Consider the following 21,981-nt stretch of genomic DNA (forward strand, 5'->3'; position numbering starts at 1 on the left):
AGAAACAGTATGCTGAAATGGGAAGACCTACCCGTGGAAATGCAATCAAGCGAGGTTGAGTCTTACTACCAGCTTGTCTCTAAAAGGAAGGGTTCGCTGATTTTCAAGCGTTGCCTGGACTGGGTTCTGGCCTTGTTTTTGCTAGTTTTGACTTCTCCCATCTTTCTTATCTTGAGCATTTGGATCAAGTTGGATAGCAAGGGACCTGTCATTTACAAGCAAGAGCGCGTGACCCAGTACAACCGTCCGTTCAAGATTTGGAAGTTCCGTACTATGGTGACGGATGCGGATAAAAAAGGAAGTCTGGTGACTTCAGCTAACGACAGCCGCATTACCAAAGTGGGAAATTTCATTCGTCGTGTGCGCTTGGATGAACTGCCTCAGCTGGTCAATGTCCTTAAAGGCGAAATGTCTTTTGTCGGCACGCGACCTGAAGTGCCACGTTACACCGAGCAGTATAGCCCTGAAATGATGGCGACCTTGCTCTTGCCAGCAGGAATCACCTCTCCAGCCAGCATCAACTACAAGGATGAGGATACTATCATCAGTCAAATGACGGAGAAAGGTCTGTCAGTTGACCAAGCCTATGTAGAGCATGTCCTTCCTGAAAAGATGCGCTATAACCTCGCCTATCTCCGAGAGTTTAGTTTCCTTGGAGACATTAAAATCATGTTTCAAACCGTGTTTGAAGTGCTAAAATAAAGTAGTCATGAGAAAATGAGTACAGATAAAAGGAGCAAATCAATGCCAAATTACAATATTCCATTTTCACCTCCCGATATTACCGAAGCTGAAATTGCTGAAGTAGCGGATACCCTGCGTTCTGGTTGGATTACAACTGGGCCAAAGACAAAAGAACTGGAGCGTCGCTTGTCCCAATACACACAGACACCTAAGACTGTCTGCCTCAACTCTGCGACTGCAGCTCTTGAGTTGATTTTACGTGTTTTGGAAGTGGGACCTGGTGATGAAGTCATCGTTCCAGCTATGACTTATACAGCTTCATGTAGTGTCATCACACACGTAGGAGCGACCCCTGTCATGGTGGATATTCAAGCAGATACTTTTGAAATGGACTATGACTTGCTTGAGCAAGCTATTACTGAGAAAACTAAGGTGATTATTCCGGTTGAGCTTGCAGGGATTGTTTGCGACTATGACCGTTTGTTCCAAGTCGTGGAGAAAAAACGTGATCTCTTTACAGCTGCTAGCAAGTGGCAAAAGGCCTTTAACCGTATCGTGATTGTCTCTGATAGTGCCCATGCTTTGGGATCTACTTATAAAGGACAACCAGCTGGTTCTATCGCTGACTTTACTTCCTTCTCATTCCATGCCGTTAAGAACTTTACAACGGCTGAGGGAGGAAGTGCGACTTGGAAAGCCAATCCAGCTATTGACGATGAAGAGATGTACAAGGAGTTCCAAATCCTTTCCCTTCACGGGCAAACTAAAGATGCTCTTGCCAAGATGCAATTGGGTTCATGGGAGTACGATATCGTCACACCAGCCTACAAGTGCAATATGACCGATATCATGGCTTCGATTGGTTTGGTACAATTGGACCGTTACCCAGCTTTGCTACAACGTCGTAAGGAAATCGTGGACCGTTATGATTGTGGTTTTGCTGGTTCTCGCATTCATCCATTGGCACATGAAACGGAAACTGTTGAGTCAAGTCGTCACCTCTACATCACCCATGTAGAAGGAGCAAGTTTAGAAGAACGCAACCTTATCATCCAAGAATTGGCCAAAGCAGGAATTGCAAGTAATGTTCACTACAAACCGCTTCCGCTCTTGACAGCCTATAAGAATCTTGGCTTTGATATGGCAGATTATCCAAGAGCCTATGCCTTCTTTGAAAATGAAATTACGCTTCCTCTTCATACAAAATTAAGCGATGAAGAAGTTGATTACATCGTTAAGACTTTGGTGAGAATTTCCGAAGAAATCCTCGGTTCTGGAAAAAAATCATAAAAAAATCTTGACAAAGATAGAACAATAACATATAATATTCTCAATAAATCAGAAAAGTAACTATGTTTGATCTTCAGGGAGCCTGTGGTGATTGTGAACAGGTGGTTGGAAGTAGTGAAAGTGGGCTGATTTTAAAAATGAATTTGAAACAATGAAAATTCGGTGCGCACACCTTACAGTGCAACTTGTTGTTAGACAAGGCAGAGATGTAAAGGGGAATAGTCCCTTTATAATTGAGGTGGCACCGCGTTACCAACGCCCTCACACAGATTGTTTTCTGTGTGTGGGTTTTTTCATATCTTGAAATAAATACTGAAAGAGGAAAAATTTTATGACAACTAAAGGTTATTTTGGACAATTTGGTGGTAGTTTTGTACCGGAGCCGATTCAGGCTTTGTTGGATGAGTTGGAAATGACATTTGACAAATACAAGGATGATCCAGAGTTTTTGGCAGAATTTCGCCATTACTTGAAGGATTATTCAGGTCGTGAAACACCGCTTTATTTTGCGGAAAGTTTGACAGATCACTTAGGTGGCGCTAAGATTTATCTCAAGCGCGAAGATCTTAACCACCTTGGTTCTCACAAACTTAACAACGTTTTAGGACAAATTCTTCTTGCCAAACGTATGGGCAAAAAACGAGTGATTGCGGAAACAGGAGCTGGTCAGCACGGTGTTGCGACAGCAGCAGCTGCAGCTAAGTTTGGTATGGCCTGTGATGTCTACATGGGGGCAGAAGATGTGGAGCGTCAACGTCTCAATGTTTTCCGCATGGAGATGATGGGAGCAACTGTTCACGCGGTTGAAACGGGGACACGAACTCTCAAGGATGCGGTTGATGCAGCCTTTGGAGCATGGATGAATGATCTTGAAGCCTTCTACGTTTTGGGATCTGCTGTGGGTCCTCACCCTTATCCTACCATTGTTCATGAATTCCAAAAGGTCATCAGTGAGGAATCTCGTCGTCAAATCTTGGAAAAAGAAGACCGTTTACCAGACTACGTTATTGCCTGTGTAGGTGGTGGTTCTAATGCCATCGGTGCTTTTTCACAGTATGTGGCTGATGAAGAAGTCAAATTGGTTGGGGTCGAAGCTGCCGGTCACGGACTTGACACAGACAAGCACGCAGCCACTATGACAAAAGGTAGTGTCGGAATTGTCGATGGTATGAAGACTTATGCAGTCTTTAAGGAAGATGGAGAGCTGGCTCCAGTTTACTCTATCTCAGCTGGTTTGGACTATCCAGGGGTTGGTCCAGAACACGCCTACTTTAAAGATTCTGGCCGCGTAGAATACGTGGCAGCGACAGACGAAGAAGCTGTTCAAGCCTTGCTCCTTCTTAGTAAGACAGAAGGGATTATCCCAGCGATTGAAAGTTCGCACGCCATCGCAGAAGCGGTTAAACGTGCACCGAAACTAAGTAAAGATGACATTATCATCATCAATGTCTCTGGTCGTGGAGACAAGGACGTAGCTGCGATTGCAGACTACCTAGAAGCTAAGAAATAAGAGATGGAAAAATTACAGTACTTTCTTTCCCAGAGAGCTTGTGGTTGCTGGAAACAAGCAGAGAAAGCTGTAAGGTTGGGTCCATCTGAAACGAGAGAAGAAAACATAATTCTCAAGGGAGTGCCCTTTATCGCACAGCCTGTTACAGGAAAGTTCTGAGACAGGAATGAGAGATAGGAGAAATCCTATAATTGAGGTGGCACCGCGAATTTCGTCCTCACGCAAGTTATTTTGCGTGGGGATTTTTATATATTTATCGTAGATATGGTCATCAGTTTTAAATTATGCTTCATCAATAGATAGATTTCTATAAAATATTTGCAAACGAAGTGAGCATTGAAACGCTATTTCCCGCCATAGTGGTATTCTAGAGAAGCAAAGATGCTTCTCTAGAACGGAATTTTTGAGAGTAAAATAGTTCGGGGAACTATTTTAGCCTGAGCCTAGAAATGAATGAGCGAGGAGCTCGAAAATTAGGTCTTTCATTTTATGGTTTTCTAAAATCATCCACTGGATAATTTTACCTCCCGTCCGCACTATTTAAGGGAAATAGAAAAAAGACAAAAAAATTAAAAATAAGAAACTGAAAGGGAAATTACAATGGAACGAATCATTCATGGAGATGTCTTATCACCAATCTTGGCTTATATGCGCCTAAAGGGGCAACACAAGGTTATCTTAGAAAGTATTCCGAGAGACAAGGAAACCGCTCGTTTTTCTATCCTAGCCTATAATCCAGTTTTTGAGATTAAGTTTGAAAATGGAGTCCTTTATCAAAATGGTCAAGTGATTGATAGGGATCCCTTGGATTTCCTTTATGAAGTGACTCATAAGAGCCAGCACCATTCAGATCTACCTTTTGGTGGGGGAGCCATTGGTTTTGTTGGTTACGATATGATTTCGCTCTATGAGGAAATCGGTCAAATCCCTCAAGATACCATTGGGACACCAGATATGCATTTCTTTGTCTATGAGAGTTACATGGTCTTTGACCACAAGAAGGAAAAAATCCATGTCATCGAGGATGCTCTCTATAGTGATCGCAGTCAAGAAGATTTGGAAGAAGCCTTGAAGCAAGTGCTGGAGGAATTACGCATTCCTGCTCCAAATGAATTTGAAGACTTGGATTTATCTCCGCTGGACTTCAAACCCCATATCGCTCCTCGGAAGTTTGAGCAAATGGTCGAAACCGCTCGCGACTTGATTCGTAATGGCGATATGTTCCAATGCGTGCTCAGCCAGCGTTTCTCAGCAGAAGTTACTGGAAATCCATTTGACTTCTACAGAAATCTCCGCGTGACCAATCCTTCTAATTACCTCTATTTCTATGACTTTGGTGATTATCAGATCATCGGCGCCAGTCCAGAAAGTTTGGTTTCTGTAAAAAATGGCATCGTGACAACCAATCCGATTGCGGGTACACGACCAAGAGGAGCTACAGATGAAGAGGACAAGGCCTTAGCGACAGACTTGCTTTCGGATGAAAAGGAAACGGCAGAACACCGAATGTTGGTGGACTTGGGACGAAATGATATCGGTAGAATGGCTGAAACAGCAAGTGTTCAAGTAACCAAGTATATGGAAGTGGAGCTCTTCCGCTATGTCATGCATTTGACCAGCGTGGTCAAGGGACGTTTGCTTCCCGAACTCACTGCCATGGATGCCTTGAAAGCTACACTTCCAGCTGGAACAGTTTCAGGAGCTCCAAAGATTCGAGCTATGAGACGCATCTATGAACTGGAAACAGAAAAACGTGGTGTATACGCAGGAGCAATCGGCTACTTGTCTGCGACGGGCGATATGGATTTGGCCATTGCCATCCGAACTATGATTCTCAAGAATCAAACAGCCTATGTGCAGGCTGGGGCAGGGATTGTCTACGACTCCATCGCCCAAAACGAATACCAAGAAACCATTAACAAGGCTAAATCTATGACTAGAATTGGAGAACTAAGACCATGATTTTATTGATTGATAACTATGATTCCTTTACCTATAACTTGGCGCAGTACATTGGGAATTTCGCAGAAGTGCAGGTCTTGAGAAATGATGATCCCAAGCTGTATGAAGAAGCTGAAAAAGCAGATGGTCTGGTCTTTTCTCCGGGTCCTGGTTGGCCAGTGGATGCCGGAAAGATGGAAGATATGATTCGAGACTTTGCAGGGAAGAAGCCAATTCTAGGTATTTGTTTGGGTCACCAAGCTATCGCAGAAGTCTTTGGTGGGAAGCTAGGCTTGGCACCAAAAGTTATGCACGGGAAACAAAGCCATATCAGCTTTGAAGCGCCATCTGTTTTGTATCAAGGCATTGAGGATGGTCGTCCAGTCATGCGTTATCACAGTATTTTGATTGAAGAAATGCCAGAAGGCTTTGAAGTGACAGCTCGTTCGACTGATGACCAGGCTATTATGGGAATTCAACACAAAACCCTTCCAATTTATGGCTTCCAGTACCATCCAGAAAGTATCGGAACGCCAGATGGCTTGTCTTCTATTCGGAATTTTATCGAGAAGGTTGTAAAGTGAGGAAACTAGGATGAAAGAGATTATTGAAAAACTAGCAAAATTTGAAAATTTATCAGGTGTGGAAATGACGGATGTCATCGAGCGTATCGTAACTGGGCGTGTAACCGAAGCGCAGATTGCTTCTCTCCTCTTGGCACTTAAGATGAAGGGGGAAACACCTGAAGAACGCACAGCCATTGCACAAGTCATGAGAGGCCATGCCCAACACATACCTACAGAGATTCATGACGCCATGGACAACTGTGGTACAGGTGGAGACAAGTCCTTCAGCTTTAATATCTCAACAACTGCAGCCTTTGTCTTGGCTGGTGGCGGCATTCATATGGCAAAACACGGTAACCGCTCGATTTCTTCTAAATCGGGTTCGGCAGATGTCCTTCAAGCCTTGGGCATCAACCTAGATCTCAAACCAGCTGAACTCGGTAAGGTTTTCGATAAAACTGGAATCGTTTTTCTCTTTGCTAAAAATATGCACCCAGCAATGAAATACATCATGCCAGCTCGTTTGGAGTTGGGAATTCCAACGATTATGAACTTGACTGGTCCACTGATTCATCCAATGGCCTTGGAAACACAGTTGCTTGGAATTAGTCGTCCAGAACTGCTAGAAAGTACCGCTCAGGTTTTGAAAAATATGGGTCGCAAACGTGCTATCGTGGTTGCTGGACCAGAAGGGCTAGATGAAGCTGGCTTGAACGGAACAACCAAGATTGCTCTTCTTGAAAATGGTGAAATCACCTTATCAAGCTTCACTCCAGAGAATTTAGGAATGGAACGCATTGCTATTGAAGACATTCGAGGAGGAAACGCTCAGGAAAATGCAGAAATTTTGCTTAGTGTTCTTAAAAATGAACCAAGTCCATTCTTGGAAACTACAGTTTTAAATGCTGGTCTTGGTTTCTATGCTAATGGTAAGGTAGATAATATCAAGGAAGGAGTTGCTTTGGCTCGCGAAGTCATTGCTAGTGGCAAGGCCCTTGAAAAACTTAGACAGTTACAGGAGTACCAAAAATGAGTCAGGAATTTTTAGCACGAATTTTAGAGCAGAAGGCGCATGAAGTCGAGCAAATGGAGCTGGAGGAAATCCAGCCCTTGCGCCAGACCTATCGCTTATCTGACTATTTAAAACAACATCAAGACCGTTTGCAGGTAATCGCTGAGGTCAAGAAGGCTAGCCCTAGTCTGGGAGATATCAATCTCGATGTGGATATTGTGCAACAGGCCCAGACTTATGAAGCAAACGGCGCAGTGATGATTTCGGTGTTGACAGATGAAGTTTTCTTTAAAGGGCATTTGGATTATCTGCGTGAGATTTCCAGTCAGGTAAACATTCCAACGCTCAACAAGGACTTTATCATCGATGAAAAGCAAATCATCCGAGCTCGGAATGCAGGGGCGACAGTTATCTTGCTCATTGTGGCAGCCTTGTCAGAAGAACGCCTCAAAGAACTGTACGACTATGCGACAGAGCTTGGTCTGGAAGTCTTGGTGGAGACTCACAATCTAGCTGAACTAGAGGTGGCCCACAGACTGGGTGCTGAGTTTATTGGGGTTAACAACCGCAACTTGACCACCTTTGAAGTCGACTTGCAGACCAGTGTAGACTTGGCCCAGCACTTTAAGGAAGATCGTTATTACATTTCTGAATCTGCTATTTTCACAGGGAAGGATGCAAAACGCGTTGCACCATACTTTAACGGAATTTTGGTTGGGACAGCTCTCATGCAGGCAGAAGATGTAGCCCAGAGAATCAAGGAGTTGCAGATTGACAAAGGTTAAAATTTGTGGGCTATCGACCAAAGAAGCGGTGAAAACAGCCGTGTCAGCAGGGGCAGACTACATCGGTTTTGTCTTCGCACCCAGTAAGAGACAGGTGACCTTGGAAGAGGCTACTGAGCTGGCAAAACTCATTCCTTCCGATGTAAAAAAGGTTGGCGTATTTGTTTCACCAAGTCGGGCAGAATTGCTAAAAGCGATTGACAAAGTTGGCTTGGACTTGGTACAAGTTCATGGTCAGGTGGCAGATGATTTGTTTGAGGATTTGCCTTGTGCCAGCATTCAGGCGGTGCAAGTGGATAGAAATGGTCATGTGCCAAATTCTCAGGCAGATTATCTACTCTTTGATGCCCCTGTGGCTGGGAGTGGCCAGATCTTTGACTGGGGCCAACTGGATACGACAGGACTAGCTCAGCCCTTCTTTATCGCAGGTGGGCTTAATGAAGATAATGTAGTAAAAGCAATTCAACACTTTACTCCCTATGCAGTAGATGTATCAAGCGGAGTGGAGACAGATGGACAAAAAGATCATGAAAAGATTAGAAGATTTATAGAGAGTGTAAAGCATGGCATATCAAGAACCAAATAAAGATGGATTTTACGGAAAATTCGGCGGACGTTTCGTCCCAGAAACATTGATGACAGCAGTTTTGGAATTGGAAAAAGCCTACCGTGAAAGTCAGGCAGACTCCAGTTTCCAAGAGGAATTAAACCAGCTCTTGCGCCAGTATGTAGGACGTGAAACGCCTCTTTACTATGCAAAAAACCTGACCCAGCATATCGGTGGAGCCAAGATTTACCTCAAACGGGAAGACCTCAACCACACAGGTGCCCACAAGATTAACAATGCCTTAGGACAAGTTCTTCTGGCTAAACGTATGGGTAAAAAGAAAATTATTGCTGAGACAGGTGCTGGTCAGCACGGTGTGGCAACTGCAACAGCTGCAGCCCTCTTCAACATGGAATGTACCATCTACATGGGTGAGGAAGATGTCAAACGCCAAGCCCTTAATGTCTTCCGTATGGAGCTTTTGGGAGCTAAGGTTGAGGCCGTGACAGATGGTTCGCGCGTGCTCAAGGATGCAGTTAATGCAGCCCTTCGTTCATGGGTAGCTAACATCGATGATACCCACTATATCCTTGGTTCTGCCTTGGGACCACATCCTTTCCCAGAAATCGTTCGTGACTTCCAAAGTGTCATCGGTCGAGAGGCTAAACAACAGTACCGTGACTTGACAGGTCAAGATTTGCCAGATGCCCTAGTAGCCTGTGTTGGTGGTGGTTCTAATGCCATCGGTCTCTTCCATCCCTTTGTAGAAGATGAGTCTGTAGCCATGTATGGGGCTGAAGCAGCTGGACTTGGTGTGGATACAGAGCACCATGCAGCTACCTTGACCAAGGGGCGTCCGGGTGTCCTTCACGGTTCCCTCATGGATGTGCTCCAAGATGCCCATGGTCAAATTCTTGAAGCTTTCTCTATCTCAGCAGGTTTGGACTATCCTGGTATCGGTCCAGAACATTCTCACTACCACGATATCAAACGTGCCAGCTATGTCCCCGTGACGGACGAGGAAGCCTTGGAAGGATTCCAGCTCTTGTCTCGTGTGGAAGGGATTATCCCAGCCTTGGAATCTAGCCACGCTATCGCCTTCGCAGTGAAATTGGCCAAAGAACTTGGACCAGACAAGTCTATGATTGTCTGCCTATCTGGACGTGGGGACAAGGATGTGGTTCAAGTCAAAGACCGCTTGGAAGCAGATGCAGCAAAGAAGGGAGAAGCTCATGCCTAAGACATTAACAGAAAAATTAAATGCTATAAAAGCGACTGGAAAGGGAATTTTCGTTCCTTATATCATGGCTGGGGACCATGAGAAAGGTTTGGATGGTCTCGCTGAAACAATCCACTTTTTAGAAGATTTGGGTGTTTCAGCTATTGAAGTGGGCATTCCCTTTTCAGACCCTGTTGCTGATGGACCTGTGATCGAAGAAGCAGGCTTGCGAAGTCTAGCTCATGGGACTTCTACCCGGGCTTTGGTTGAAACCTTGAAAACCATTCAGACTGAGGTGCCACTGGTCATCATGACCTACTTCAACCCCCTCTTTCAGTACGGTGTGGAGAAATTTGTCAAAGATTTGGCAGATACAGCAGTTAAGGGATTGATTATCCCAGACCTGCCTCATGAGCATGCCAACTTTATAGAGCCCTTTTTGGTAGACACAGATATTGCCTTGATTCCCCTAGTTAGTTTGACCACAGGACTTGAACGTCAGAAAGAGTTGATCAAGGGAGCGGAAGGCTTTGTCTATGCCGTTGCCATCAATGGGGTGACAGGGAAATCTGGCAATTACCGCGCAGACTTGGACAAGCACCTGGCACAATTGCACCAAGTAGCAGACATCCCAGTCTTGACAGGCTTTGGCGTATCTAGTCAAGTCGATGTAGAACGTTTCAATGCGGTGTCAGATGGAGTTATCGTCGGTTCAAAAATTGTAAAAGCTCTCCACCAGGGAGAGCCGATTGAGGACTTTATCAAACAAGCAGTAGCTTACCAAAAATAATCACACAAGTAGCAAGTAAGAGGAAAGGCACAAAAGGAAGTCTTTCCTTTTTCTTTTGCGAAAGAAAGGCTAAAATCCCTGCCGCAGAAGCAAACTGGATCAAGATGAGTAATTCGGTCGCGCTAAAGACGAGAGCACAAGAAGCCAGAAAGAGAAAATCCCCTGCTCCCATGCGGATATTGATAAAATGGGCCATGATTCCAAGAGTAAGAAAGAAGACCATAACCAGATTCCAGCCAGAGCAGGCCATGAGGATTAGGTGGAAAGTTAGCCAAACCATTAAGGGATATTCCTGATGGCGAAAGTCATAGATTCCCAAGGTCAAGCCAGCAGTGATTAGGATGACTTGCCCCAAGGAAATAAAGCCCCAAGACCAAGACAGAAAAAGTAACCCCAAGCCCAATTCAAAGAGGGCATACCAGAATGGATAGCGAACCTTGCAGTAGCGACAGCGAAAGCGACCAATCACTTGAGAGATAATCGGAATCAAATCTAAGGGACGCAAGCGAGTCTGACAGGAATCGCAGTGGCTAGCTGGTCGAATAATGGATTGCTCAGGGAAACGGTCAATGACCAAACCGAGAAAGGAAGCGAGAATGCTCCCAACAAGAAAAAAATAAAGATCAATCATACTTATCTATTCGTAAAAAATAGGAGAAGTAGTATAATGGAGAAACATAGATAAGATGGTGAGGAAAATATGACAATTCGTTTTGAAGAAAAGGTGAGTATAGAAAACGCTCAATTCGTATGCCAATGGTCCAACTCCCTTGGCAAATCTTTTCAAGAACAATGGATGGGACCAATGATTCCTTTTCCCTTGACAATTCAAGTCTTGCAAGATTTGGAAGGGATCTTTTCAATCTTTGATGGACAAGAGTTTGTGGGGCTTATCCAGAAAATCAGGCTAGAAGACAGGAATCTTCATATCGGGAGATTTTTTATCAACCCCCAGAAGCAGGGGCAAGGCTTAGGTAGCCAGGCTTTAAGGAAATTTGTTAGTTTGGCATTTGAAAATGAAGACATAGATACTGTCTCTCTAAATGTCTACGAGGCAAATCAAAAAGCTTACAATCTTTACCAAAAAGAAGGATTTGAAATCGTTCAAATGGTTGAAAAACCTATACGAAAATACATCATGAAAAAGGGTAGATAGCAGTCACTTGAGTTAGAGTTCCAAGGATATCCGGGGATAAAACAGTTACCTTTCAAAGTTGGAAACAAGACTTCTATGATTTCTTAGATAGAGGAGATAAACACGTCGAGAACTAGAAAAATACGAATCTTGCTCGCTTCTGTACTTGCCTTAGTTGTTGGTATCACTCTTTATTTTCAGTATCAAAGCTACCAAGAACGGTTCCAATTAAAGACTTCCTTTGAAGAAAAGGACACTATAGCCGTCTTAAAACATTTAACGACGTCAGGAAAATATGCGTCTGACATGCGAAAAGCAGGCTATATTGTTCCTCCCGACGGTGCCATTCGCTTGGATGGAGGAATTGACTCCATAGGGATAAAAGGAGACATCGATTTGAAAATGTTGAATCCTGGCAGGGATGAAGTCTCGGTTTTATTTGAAACAATGGTAAATGAGGAAAAAATAAATGCTTACTATATTTTAGATCATCAATTAACCCTAAAACGTAGTTACTATTCTCATAATAGTAATCAAAAAAAGAAGATGTGAACATCTCTCAAGCCGAAGAAGAACGCCTATTAAAGATTGTTCGAAAAGAGTTGAAAGCTTTTCTAGATAAGATATATCAGACTTTATATGGTTGATGTTACTAGTGAGAAATGGAAGCGAGACTCTGTTCAGAATGTCAACGAAGATGAGAAAGGGGGGATAAAATGTTTACAGAATTGCTCTTTATTGTCTCTTTTGTGTTACTTTTACCTTTGTTTAAAAGTAGGCGCTCACGAATGATTATAGGAGTCTTGTATAGTTTGCTGCTAGTCTGGCTTGTCTTTTCCGTTTTGAACTATGGCAAATACACTCTTCAACCAGGTCAATCCGTCAATTTAAGGGTAAATCCCAGAACACAAGATTTGGAATACTATTCAATCTTCATCTTGAAGAAAAATGATTCAAGTAAAATTAAATTAACTGGCTCTAGTGTTTGGAGTGAGAGAAATGGTGATGTATATTATGGAGTAGAGGAACAAAAAATTATAAAAAGCCATGGTTTCGACAAGGAGGATGAAGAACTTCCAAACAAGCAACCAGATATTTATTTAGAAAAAGATGGAGTTGTTGTGAGTTACCAAGGTGAAAAAGTGTTTGATGCCACCAATAACAAGCCCTACACGATAACCATTACCAATGTGGACACGAAACCAGCCCAATTTGAGGCTCAGGTGGTGGATAAATAAGCTAGTCTAGTAGTGCAAGCTTTTTAATTTTCTTTCTTTAAAAAGGGAGCTATTATTTTTAACAAGCAAAAAAGCCTTGAAACCAGAGCCTTTCCTGTTAAGAATTTCTTTTAACGAAAATTGGGAAGCGTGTTTAGAATCCGATCTACAAAAAAAGAGGACATTTGCGGTCCTCTTTTTGACTACTATAGATAAAAAGGTCAATTAACGTTTAGCCTTATTTTTCATCTTTGTGAAGCATGTTTTTCACACCTTCAATAGCGCCTTCGACAGCGTCTTTTGCATCTTCAGCAACTTCTTTTACTTTAGAAACAACTTTTTCAGCTGTTCCTTCTTTTTCCATTTTTTCATCGCCGATCATTTTGCCGACACCTTCTTTAATGGAACCTTTTGCTTGGTTTAATTTTTCTTCTGTTGACATGATTCTGCCTCCTTTAAATTGATTGATTTAGACCAGATGAATTAGTGTACGCGAGCATTTTCCTTTGCTTCGCCCTTAACGGCTTCAACACCTTCGCCTACTTTTTCTTGAACAGCAGCAACACCTGAACCGATACCAGATTTCACTTTTTCAAATTGTTCTGAAGCAAATTCTCCTGTTGAAGAAGCCACGTCAGTTACTCGGTCTTGAAGGCTAACTGAATCTGCTTCATGCTGTTCCTTCGTTTTGATATCAACAACATTCACATTGACTTCAACAACTTCTAGATCAGTCATTTTTGTAACTTGTGATACCACAACATCTTTGATTTCTTTGTACAAAGCTGGAACATTCTTTTGGTATTCAACAACAATGTTCAAGTCAACTGCAACTTGTTCTTTCCCAACTTCAACATTGACACCATGAGTGACATTATCTGTATTGATAATTTTTTCTGTTAGATTAGAGAAGAATCCTCCATCCACATCCAAAAGTCCAGGTACTTTTTCAAGTGAAAGACCAATGATTTTTTGGATGACTTTATCCTCATAAGTGAGTTCCCCTTTAACATCTTGAGAAACAACAGCGACATCTTTTTTTTCTACATTTTTATCTACGTTTGACATACGAGACTCCTTTATTTATTTAAATATTTTTCCTTAACATAGTATCCAGCAAATGCTCCTAAGGCTCCACAGATTAACACAAAGAGTGTTTTGAAAAAGCCAAAGGATAAGATAAAGCAAGCGAGAATGACACCTACTAAACCTGCAATGATTGGATACTGGTATTTTTTAAACCATTCCATTTTTACTTCCTTACTTTACACGACTAACAGTCTTTTTGGTCGTTTTTCGAGGTTCAACTTCTTTAACTTTAACTTCAAGTTTTACCTCACGTTCAATACCAAAGAACTGCTTTAATCCATGAGTTATTTCATTCTGAATGACTAGACATCGATTTGAGATGTTGTCTGAAGGAAGAATTTTCCCTTCTACAGTAACGAAACATTTATTTTTGCGGCTATTTACATGGACCGTTGGTTCTTTCATCAACTGATGATCAATAACCAAACATCGAACAAAGCCTTCGATAGCTGAATTTTTTAGTTTTAATGTATCTTCTTGAGTTTCTAATTGAATCTCTAGATATTGTTTAGGATAAAAGAGTATCACTAACATTGAAATTAAAACTAAAACAGATAGGACAAGTGTCCCCCAAAAGACATATCTAGCAATCAGGAATTCAGCGTAGAGTTCTCTCCAACTGAATAAGTGGATATCTAAATCACTGACCTGATGATAATCTATGAGAATAGGAAGGAAAATAGTCAAGATTAAGATACAGAAAATAAGTAACAATATTTTCTTTGATTTTGACATATTAAATCCTTTCAAATGAAAAGCTTTAAACCATAATTTTACCCGTCTACAGTATTCAAAATTATGGCTTATCACTTTTAATTTCTTATTAGGTAATGCTTATTTTTTACCAAATAGAAATGAAACGACTGCAACAACAATCACTGCACCTACGATTGACGGAATAATAGCCATTCCAGCCAATGAAGGTCCCCAGCTTCCGAGAAGAGATTGTCCTACAGATGAACCGATAAGACCTGCAAAGATATTTGCAATTATTCCCATTGAACCACCTTTTTTAGTGATTGCACCAGCGGCGAGACCAATAAGACCTCCTACAATAATGGACCACAACATAGTGTATCCTCCTTTTCTATTTCTAAATCAAAGAATCAATTTCAGAAAATCAATTTCAGAAAATCAATTTCTTTGATTAAATTAATTATATAATATTTAAATATGGAAGGGTAATAATTTGTCTTAAATTACGTATTATAAAAATACACCACAGGTACAAATAAATAAGAAAATCTTGTTGCTACTGGGTTTCTAAGGGATTAGACTAGTCTTTTGATGACAAGCAAAAGTCGTTGTAAGAGGATAAATGCACTCCATGTGGTATAATTGCATGAAGATTGAAAGACAATCCTTTAGTTTATTATAAAGAGAGAAAAGCTATTCATGAGAGATTTATTATCGAAAAAAAGTCACAGACAATTAGAATTATTAGAATTACTATTTGAAAACAAGCGCTGGTTTCATATTTCAGAACTAGCAGAATTATTGCACTGTGCAGAACGTTCTGTAAAAGATGACTTGTCCCATGTTAGATCTTCTTTTCCTGACTTGCTATTTCATTCCTCAACAAATGGTATCCGTATCATAAATACTGACGATAGTGATATTGAAATGGTCTATCATCATTTTTTTAAGCATTCAACTCACTTTTCAATATTAGAATTTCTCTTCTTCAATGAAGGATGTGATAAAGAGAATATTTGCAAAGAGTTTTATATCAGTTCTTCCTCTCTTTACCGTATCATCAGTCATATTAATAAAATTATTAAGAAGCAATATCGTTTTGAAATTAGCCTCAATCCAGTTCGAATCACTGGGAATGAGATCGATATCCGTTACTTTTTTGCCCAGTATTTTTCAGAGAAATATTATTTCCTTGAATGGCCCTTTGAAGCTTTTTCTGTAGAACCTTTATGTAAGCTGTTGGCACTGGTCTATAAAGAAACTGCATTTCCAGTCAATTTCGCTACTCAACGAATGTTAAAGTTACTCCTCGTAACAAATTTATACCGAATAAAGTTTGGTCATTTCTTGGAAGTTGAGAAAAATTCTTTTAACAATCATTTGTTGGAATCTTTCATGGAGGCAGAAGAAATCGAAGAGATTGTAGCGAGCTTTGATTCTGAATATCATATCTCTCTGAATAAAGAAGTGATAGGTCAACTGTTTGTATCCTATTTTCAAAAAATGTTTTTCATAGATGAAGAAGTATTTCTCAACCATGCAAAAACAGACAGCTATGTAAAAAAATCGTATCAGTTATTGGGCGACCTAGTAGATCAGGTATCAAGAGACTATAATCTCCAAGTAGACAATAAGGACAATCTGATTTGGCATCTGCATAATACAGCACATCTGCATCGTCAGGAATTATCGACAGAGTTTATCTTATTTGATCAAAAAGGTAATACAATCAAAAACTTTCAAAATATTTTCCCTCGCTTTGTTTCAGAGGTGAAGGAAGGGATGGAACATTATCTAGAGACTTTGGATATGGATCGTAATTCAATGAAGGTCAATCATTTGTCTTATACTTTTATCACTCATAGCAAACACTTGGTGCTAAATCTTTTACAAAATCAACCTAAATTAAAGGTTTTGGTCATGAGTAATTTTGATCAGTATCATGCAAAATCAGTAGCCGAGACACTTTCTTACTATTGTAGTAACAATTTTGAACTGGAGGTTTGGGGTGAATTAGAGTTATCACTTGATTCTCTAAAAGAATCACCATACGACATCATTATTTCTAATTTTATTATTCCTCCTATTGAAAATAAGAGACTGATCTATTCTAATAATGTCAATACAGTTGCTCTCATCTCTTTGCTTAACGCAATGATGTTTATTCGATTGGACGAGTAACTAAGATTAACAAAAAAGCCTTGAAATCAAGGCTTTTTCTGTTGATGTTTCTTTCCTTACACGAACTTTTACATTGAGAATCAACTAGTTTTGAAGTACCTTTACTTAGTCATTAAAGGAAAATAGAGTCAGACTACTCACTGTTTGGTTTGAAACAATTTGATTTTATCGTCACAGTAAGTGATTAAATCTTGAGCTTTTTCAAAATTATATCCTTTTTCAGAAGCTGACTTCACTTTTTTTTCATCAAAATAGTAGCCAGTCAAACCTGTAATTTCTTCTGATAAGGTGAGGTAGTAGCCTGTTTTAATTCCCTCGTCTAGATCTTTTGAAAATGACTTCATCAAGCGTCCGAAGAGAGACTTTTTCGTCTTTTCATCACAGGAATCATTCCCCAAGTTGGTTGAAATTAAACCTGGATGGTAAGAATTGATGGTGATGTTTGAACCTCTTAAGAAGAACTTTCTGGCTAGATAGCGTGTCATCCAAATAGTGTAAAGTTTAGAATTATTATAGGCCAATCCGGGATTATAATTGTTCTCAAATCCAAAGTCCAAATCCTTGACCTTGGCAAAATGATGCATATAGGAAGAAGTATTAATGACACGGCTGTCAGCCGATTTTTCTAACAAGGGGCTTAGCTCAGTTGTTAACAGATAGGGAACGAGAACGAATAACATAAAAGTCAACTCGACATTTTTAGCACTCGCTTTTCGTTCTTTTCCTGCATACAGGCCTGCATTGTTAAACAAGACATCGATCCTTTGAAAGTCTCGCTTGATTTCCCCTACAAATCGATAAACATCGTCTAATTTTGAAAAATCTGCCAAGTAGCTCGAAACTCTGCCTCTCAAGGAAACGGCCCGAACCTCTTGAAGCGCCAGCTCAAGTTTTTGAGGATTGCGACCATGGAGGATGACCTGATGGCCTTCACTGGCTAATTTCTTTGCCAAATGTTTACCGATACCGTCAGTAGCACCTGTAATCAGAATCGTTTTGACCATATTAGTCCTCCAAGAAAGCAATGAGTTCTTTTGAAAACTCCTCTGCATATTGGAAGATCGAACCGTGACCAGCATTTGGATAGATGATCAGCTTACTATCTTTTATTTTCTCATGCATATCATAAGAATTTTCTGTTGGAACCTGCATATCCTTGTCCCCGTTGACGATTAAGGTTGGTTGGGTGATAAATCTTAGGTCGTCTTGAGAATCTTTCCCCCAACGTTTAATGGCTTTGAGTTGAGTCAAGAAACCAGGCACACTCATGTCTTTGTCCGCAAATTCCTTGGTTCGCATTCCCATTCGTCCGAGAACTTTCAAAGCTTCGATTTTTCCTTGTTCATCATGGTTATAGAAGATATAGCGTTTAGGATCGATGCGCTCGAGTCCAGCTTTAAACATATAGTTAAATGTTTTCCCTGTGACCTTATCAATCTCTTTTCCACCTCGAGGTCCTGTTCCTGCTATAATGAGACGATTGACCAAATCAGGCTTGATTCGGACCATTTCTTGGGCAATCATCCCTCCCATAGAAAGACCTAGGAGATTGATTTTATCGTAACCAAGGGATTGAATAAAGGCAATCGTCTGCTCAGCCATTCCAGAAATGGTTGGGGCCACTTTTCCTTGACTGGCTCCCACACCAGGAAGGTCGACCACAATCACATGGTGCTTTTCAGCAATCAAGTCCAAAAGTTTTGGATCCCAGTTGTCGAGGGTTGCTGCCAAATGGACCAGCATCAGAAGAGGTAGTTTTGATTTGCCTTTACTGAGTTCGCGATAGGCAATTTGATTTCCTTGGACAGTGATGTATTGATTTTTAGTTGTAAGATATGACATTGTGTTTTCCTTTTTATTTCTTAAAGCTGAGGACTGTTTTTCCACGCGAGCGACCATTAGCGACCTTGTCTAAGGCGCTATTCACTTCTTCAAATGGATAAACTGTATCGATAGAGGGTTTGATTTCTAATTTACTAAAGAGGTCAGCTACCTCTTGTAATTGAGCGCCGTTGCTTTCTACAAAGATAAAATGGTAGTGTACACCGTATTTGTCAGCCATCTTATCAAATTTGTGACCGGCTAAGCCAAGAATCATCTGTTTCCATTTTGGCAGATTCATGCGTTTGGCAAAGTCTCCATTTGGCATAGCACGGAGGGAAACAAGCTGACCACCTTTTTTCATGATAGACATTTGTTTTTCAGTCTCAGCGCCACCAAGGGTATCGAGGACATAATCAACCTGGCTAACAGTTTTTGTATAATCCTCTGTTTTATAATCGATAAAGCGGTCTGCTCCTAGGTTCAATACACGCTCAGCGCTATCTCCAGCCCCATTGGTAATGACCTTCAAACCTTTAGCCTTAGCAATCGGAATGGCCATACCGCCGACACCGCCTGTACCACCAGAGATAAAGATGGTTTTGCCAGCTTGAGCCCCCATGAGTTCTAAGGCTTGCATAATGGTTAAGGCAGTCAAAGGAACAGCAGCGGCTTCCTCGTCAGACAGATAGTCTGGAACCTTGGCTAGAGCCTGACTATCGACAGCTACGTATTCTGCAAAGGCACCAATATGATTAAGTGGTAAACGCCCAAAAACTCGGTCTCCGACTTTGAGATTTTTGACTTGTCTACCTGTCTCTTCAATGATACCGACCACTTCATTTCCAGCAGTTTGTGGAAGTTTGTAAGGGACGATCACCTTTACTTCACCACGGGAAATCATGTTATCCAGAGGATTAACACCAGCTGCGGTGACTTTGACCAAAACTTGTTTGTCTGTAATGCTTGGTTTAGCGATTTCTGTGATGTTTAGTGTGATATTGTTTTTGTTATAAGTAGTATGTTGTGCGACTTTCATTGTCTACCCTTTTCTATTTTTTGTTGTATCCGATAGAGATACAAGCATAGTCTTTTTAAAACTGATCTGCATGCAAATCAGTTTCGTTTTTGTTTGGCATCTTTATAAAGATTGTTAATGACATCTTCTAAGGTTTGCTGGGCTAGTTCCTTATCAAGTTGAGCTTCAGCGCTAGCAAATAGTGGCGAAATGGCAGCTTGAATATGTTTCCCTACTGGGCAATCCGGATTGCTATTTTGGTGAACGGGAAATAAGCTGATGTGGTTGACTTCTTGTGTGGAAAAATAAATCTCAAGTAAGGTCACTTCCTTTGGGGACTTACTGAGTTGATAGCCTGTTTTTCCTTGATGGGAAGTAATTAAGCCAGCGTTTTTCAATAAGGCAATCACCTTACGAATATAACTAGCGTTGGTTCCGACGCTCTCAGCCAGAGCTTGTGAACTTAAGGTATCCTTGCTCTCGCTAATCATGGTTAGGATATGTAAGGCTACTGAAAATTTTGTATCCATATAAACTCCTTTGGATAACTTGTATCTAATACGAGAACAAGTATATCACAAATAAAATGAAAAGCAAGACTTTTGTTTTAAATTTTTAAAATATTTTTGAAGAGTGTCATCAGATTAGAGATGTCTGGAAAGGCAGTTCATAAAAAATAGTGAGATAAACTTGTTTTAAAGAAACAGCATCTCCCCTCTCTGCTTGATCAAACATATCTTAGTTTGTGCCTAGTAAACTTTGTTTCATAATCTAATTATATGTTATTTCATTCCGTTTTTTTGTTCTTTTCAAAGCGTTATGAGGACTTGAAACTTCTTTTATGATTTTTAATTAGTAAAATGTTGAACTATAGTGAGTTTTGTGTCACAATAGATAGTATATAAATCATTAATAGAATAGAAATAATATTTTCTTACCTTTACAAGTAGTATTGGTTAGACATTTTTTCGTCTCAATTGTACTTATCTCTCAAGTTTAGCTAGTTTTTATAAGCTCTGTTTTCGAATCAATAAAACAAATTTTAGAAGTGCATAAGACAAGATGGTGACCTTACTACAGTCATCGCTAATCGCTATGTCTTGCTGGTACAGACTGTTTGTGCCGTTGGCTATTTACCAGTCAGTTTAATCAAAGGGCTTAATTTTTATTGTTGAAAGGTTTTTATATGGAAAAAATTCTATCTTTAGGTCTGACAGGTAAGAAATTACTTGTTCAGGGTTTCTTGTTTGTTCTGCTAGGACTTGTCTTAATGGTCACGGGGACTTGGTTGCCAGTAACGGTTATTCGACTGGTTCTGTTTTTAGCTTGGATAGCAACGGTCTTAGATTTAGTATTACGTATTTTCAAAAAAAGTCAGTCAACGGACACCTTGGGAGTTGCACTGGTTAAATTGTTAGTGCTGGGATATTTGCTTGGCTCCAATCTTGCGACGGATGTGCCGATTTATATTTTGGCTCTTGTGATTGGAGTTTATCAGATTTTTCATGCTACTATCAATCTTGTCACCTATCTTCTCTACCGCAAAAACAAAATTCGACCTCGTTTTCGTCTCTTACTAGATGGTATTCTACTAGTTTTTCTTGGTGGAGCTAGTCTTTTGTCCTCTACGGGAAATTCTGTCTTTCAACTCTTTGTTTTAGGGGCTTATTTTTTCCTTTATGGTCTGTCCAATATCCGTGACGGTTTCTTATTTGAAGGGGAAATTGGGAAAAACCATCTCAAACGTCGCATTAGAATTAGCTTACCTATTGTCCTAGCCGCTCTCATCCCTGCAAGAACTTTAGCAAAAATTAACAAATTTATGCTGGAAAATGCTGATGAGGAAGAAGATATCCATCTTGGAATAGTGAAGTCTGGTAAGACAGCGGAGCTTGAAATTTTTGTTCATACAGCTGAGACCTCTCTGTTTTCGGCAATTGGTCATGTGGATATCTGCTATCAAGGCCGTGTTATTTCTTATGGCAACTATGATCCGTCTTCTGAGACCTTATTTGGCATGGTAGGAGATGGTGTCTTATATTTCTGTGATCGTGACAAGTACATTGACCTATGTAAACGTGAGAGTCAAAAAACGCTTTTTGGTTATGGGATAGATTTGACGCCTGAAATGGAAAAAGCAGTTCAGAAAAAGTTGGCTGAATTGAAACAACTGACGATTCCATGGGAGCCAAGTGCAGATAAAATCATGACAGGTGATGGTAAGGAAGACTACACCTACGCTTATAAAATCAGACATGAGACAGATGGGGAACTTTATAAATTTATCAAATCTAAGTTTAAATCCTACTTTGTCTTATCTACAAACTGTGTGCTCTTGGCTGATACCATAGTCGGTCAGGCTGGCACCGATATCCTCTCACCCAAAGGATTTATCGCTCCAGGAACTTACCAAGCCTACCTTAATCGAGAGTTTGAAAAACCAAATAGTATAGTCGTATCTAAACATGTTTATTAAGGAG

At 40.7% G+C, this 21,981-nt stretch carries 24 protein-coding genes, 1 pseudogene and 2 other annotated features; of the genes and pseudogenes, 15 read left to right on the forward strand and 10 right to left on the reverse strand.

Annotation, left to right across the window (positions count from 1 at the left end; translation table 11 throughout):
• Positions 1-9 precede the first annotated feature (9 nt).
• The 10 genes from MK385_RS00160 to trpA all read left to right on the forward strand — a co-directional run bounded on the left by MK385_RS00160 (position 10) and on the right by trpA (position 10,344).
• Positions 10-702 carry a sugar transferase gene (locus tag MK385_RS00160; RefSeq protein WP_000922225.1) on the forward strand — a complete coding sequence of 231 codons (693 nt, stop codon included), beginning with the start codon at positions 10-12 and terminating at the stop codon, positions 700-702.
• 42 nt (positions 703-744) lie between these two features.
• Positions 745-1,974: a DegT/DnrJ/EryC1/StrS family aminotransferase gene (locus MK385_RS00165; protein ID WP_268724944.1), complete on the forward strand. Its 1,230-nt coding sequence runs from the start codon at positions 745-747 to the stop codon at positions 1,972-1,974.
• A 34-nt stretch (positions 1,975-2,008) separates the two neighbouring features.
• Positions 2,009-2,240, forward strand: a binding site (T-box leader).
• Between the two features lie 65 nt (positions 2,241-2,305).
• Positions 2,306-3,484, forward strand: coding sequence for a tryptophan synthase subunit beta (gene trpB, locus MK385_RS00170; RefSeq protein ID WP_268724945.1), 1,179 nt, complete (start codon positions 2,306-2,308; stop codon positions 3,482-3,484).
• Positions 3,481-3,706: a binding site (T-box leader), on the forward strand. (Overlaps the previous gene by 4 nt.)
• 378 nt (positions 3,707-4,084) lie before the next feature.
• Positions 4,085-5,446, forward strand: coding sequence for an anthranilate synthase component I (gene trpE, locus MK385_RS00175; protein WP_268724946.1), 1,362 nt, complete (start codon positions 4,085-4,087; stop codon positions 5,444-5,446).
• On the forward strand, positions 5,443-6,009 hold the full coding sequence (locus tag MK385_RS00180) for an aminodeoxychorismate/anthranilate synthase component II (protein ID WP_000601901.1): 567 nt from the start codon (positions 5,443-5,445) through the stop codon (positions 6,007-6,009). Before trpE ends, MK385_RS00180 begins: the two co-directional genes overlap by 4 nt.
• Before the next feature lie 10 nt (positions 6,010-6,019).
• Entirely contained in the window at positions 6,020-7,024 is a 1,005-nt protein-coding gene (trpD, locus tag MK385_RS00185; protein ID WP_268724947.1) for an anthranilate phosphoribosyltransferase, read from the forward strand.
• Positions 7,021-7,788 (forward strand): indole-3-glycerol phosphate synthase TrpC, encoded by a 768-nt coding sequence (gene trpC / locus MK385_RS00190; RefSeq protein ID WP_000076509.1) that lies wholly within the window; start codon positions 7,021-7,023, stop codon positions 7,786-7,788. Before trpD ends, trpC begins: the two co-directional genes overlap by 4 nt.
• Positions 7,775-8,374: a phosphoribosylanthranilate isomerase gene (locus MK385_RS00195; RefSeq protein WP_268724948.1), complete on the forward strand. Its 600-nt coding sequence runs from the start codon at positions 7,775-7,777 to the stop codon at positions 8,372-8,374. Before trpC ends, MK385_RS00195 begins: the two co-directional genes overlap by 14 nt.
• On the forward strand, positions 8,352-9,575 hold the full coding sequence (gene trpB, locus MK385_RS00200) for a tryptophan synthase subunit beta (RefSeq protein WP_268724949.1): 1,224 nt from the start codon (positions 8,352-8,354) through the stop codon (positions 9,573-9,575). The genes MK385_RS00195 and trpB (MK385_RS00200) overlap by 23 nt, the downstream gene beginning before the upstream one ends.
• Positions 9,568-10,344: a tryptophan synthase subunit alpha gene (gene trpA, locus MK385_RS00205; protein WP_001127033.1), complete on the forward strand. Its 777-nt coding sequence runs from the start codon at positions 9,568-9,570 to the stop codon at positions 10,342-10,344. The genes trpB (MK385_RS00200) and trpA overlap by 8 nt, the downstream gene beginning before the upstream one ends.
• Here trpA and MK385_RS00210 read toward each other — a convergent pair.
• Positions 10,316-10,975 (reverse strand): prepilin peptidase, encoded by a 660-nt coding sequence (locus MK385_RS00210; RefSeq protein ID WP_268724950.1) that lies wholly within the window; start codon positions 10,973-10,975, stop codon positions 10,316-10,318. The two genes, trpA and MK385_RS00210, sit on opposite strands and share 29 nt — an antisense overlap.
• A 69-nt stretch (positions 10,976-11,044) precedes the next feature.
• Between MK385_RS00210 and MK385_RS00215 the strand changes: the two genes are divergently transcribed.
• From MK385_RS00215 to MK385_RS00225, 3 genes and pseudogenes are all read left to right on the forward strand, one after another.
• Entirely contained in the window at positions 11,045-11,500 is a 456-nt protein-coding gene (locus MK385_RS00215; protein ID WP_000155398.1) for a GNAT family N-acetyltransferase, read from the forward strand.
• Positions 11,501-11,596: 96 nt separating this feature from the next.
• Positions 11,597-12,126: pseudogene (locus tag MK385_RS00220) on the forward strand (thiol-disulfide isomerase).
• Positions 12,127-12,195: 69 nt separating this feature from the next.
• A complete protein-coding gene (locus MK385_RS00225; RefSeq protein ID WP_268724951.1) occupies positions 12,196-12,717 on the forward strand; it encodes a hypothetical protein in 522 nt (173 codons plus the stop codon).
• A 217-nt stretch (positions 12,718-12,934) separates the two neighbouring features.
• On the opposite strand, the gene MK385_RS00230 is transcribed toward MK385_RS00225, so the two are convergent.
• From MK385_RS00230 to MK385_RS00250, 5 genes are all read right to left on the reverse strand, one after another.
• A complete protein-coding gene (locus tag MK385_RS00230) occupies positions 12,935-13,138 on the reverse strand; it encodes a CsbD family protein (protein WP_000102421.1) in 204 nt (67 codons plus the stop codon).
• Positions 13,139-13,179: 41 nt separating this feature from the next.
• Positions 13,180-13,764 (reverse strand): Asp23/Gls24 family envelope stress response protein, encoded by a 585-nt coding sequence (locus tag MK385_RS00235; RefSeq protein WP_000072931.1) that lies wholly within the window; start codon positions 13,762-13,764, stop codon positions 13,180-13,182.
• An 11-nt stretch (positions 13,765-13,775) separates the two neighbouring features.
• A complete protein-coding gene (locus MK385_RS00240) occupies positions 13,776-13,946 on the reverse strand; it encodes a DUF2273 domain-containing protein (RefSeq protein WP_000454669.1) in 171 nt (56 codons plus the stop codon).
• A 10-nt stretch (positions 13,947-13,956) separates the two neighbouring features.
• On the reverse strand, positions 13,957-14,520 hold the full coding sequence (gene amaP / locus MK385_RS00245) for an alkaline shock response membrane anchor protein AmaP (protein ID WP_000045617.1): 564 nt from the start codon (positions 14,518-14,520) through the stop codon (positions 13,957-13,959).
• A gap of 99 nt (positions 14,521-14,619) precedes the next feature.
• Positions 14,620-14,856, reverse strand: a complete 237-nt coding sequence (locus MK385_RS00250) for a GlsB/YeaQ/YmgE family stress response membrane protein (protein WP_042768735.1) — start codon at positions 14,854-14,856, stop codon at positions 14,620-14,622.
• A 324-nt stretch (positions 14,857-15,180) separates the two neighbouring features.
• On the opposite strand from MK385_RS00250, the gene MK385_RS00255 reads away from it, so the two are divergent.
• Complete coding sequence (locus MK385_RS00255; protein WP_268724952.1) at positions 15,181-16,662, forward strand: M protein trans-acting positive regulator PRD domain-containing protein; 1,482 nt, start codon at positions 15,181-15,183, stop codon at positions 16,660-16,662.
• Positions 16,663-16,799: 137 nt separating this feature from the next.
• Here the strand turns inward: MK385_RS00255 and MK385_RS00260 are convergent, their stop codons facing one another.
• The 4 genes from MK385_RS00260 to MK385_RS00275 all read right to left on the reverse strand — a co-directional run bounded on the left by MK385_RS00260 (position 16,800) and on the right by MK385_RS00275 (position 20,031).
• Positions 16,800-17,666, reverse strand: a complete 867-nt coding sequence (locus MK385_RS00260) for an SDR family NAD(P)-dependent oxidoreductase (RefSeq protein WP_206283997.1) — start codon at positions 17,664-17,666, stop codon at positions 16,800-16,802.
• A gap of 1 nt (position 17,667) precedes the next feature.
• The gene (locus MK385_RS00265; protein WP_206283996.1) at positions 17,668-18,504 is read right to left on the reverse strand and encodes an alpha/beta fold hydrolase; all 837 of its coding nucleotides are present in this window, start codon (positions 18,502-18,504) and stop codon (positions 17,668-17,670) included.
• Positions 18,505-18,517: 13 nt separating this feature from the next.
• Positions 18,518-19,522 carry an NADP-dependent oxidoreductase gene (locus tag MK385_RS00270; protein WP_206283995.1) on the reverse strand — a complete coding sequence of 335 codons (1,005 nt, stop codon included), beginning with the start codon at positions 19,520-19,522 and terminating at the stop codon, positions 18,518-18,520.
• 77 nt (positions 19,523-19,599) lie between these two features.
• A complete protein-coding gene (locus MK385_RS00275; protein WP_060955225.1) occupies positions 19,600-20,031 on the reverse strand; it encodes an Rrf2 family transcriptional regulator in 432 nt (143 codons plus the stop codon).
• A 656-nt stretch (positions 20,032-20,687) separates the two neighbouring features.
• Here MK385_RS00275 and MK385_RS00280 point away from each other — a divergent pair.
• Positions 20,688-21,977 (forward strand): DUF308 domain-containing protein, encoded by a 1,290-nt coding sequence (locus MK385_RS00280; protein WP_206283994.1) that lies wholly within the window; start codon positions 20,688-20,690, stop codon positions 21,975-21,977.
• Positions 21,978-21,981: the final 4 nt, after the last annotated feature.

Origin of the sequence: Streptococcus oralis, assembly GCF_026782125.1 — a bacterium.
GTDB classification, from domain to species: Bacteria; Bacillota; Bacilli; order Lactobacillales; family Streptococcaceae; genus Streptococcus; species Streptococcus oralis_CE.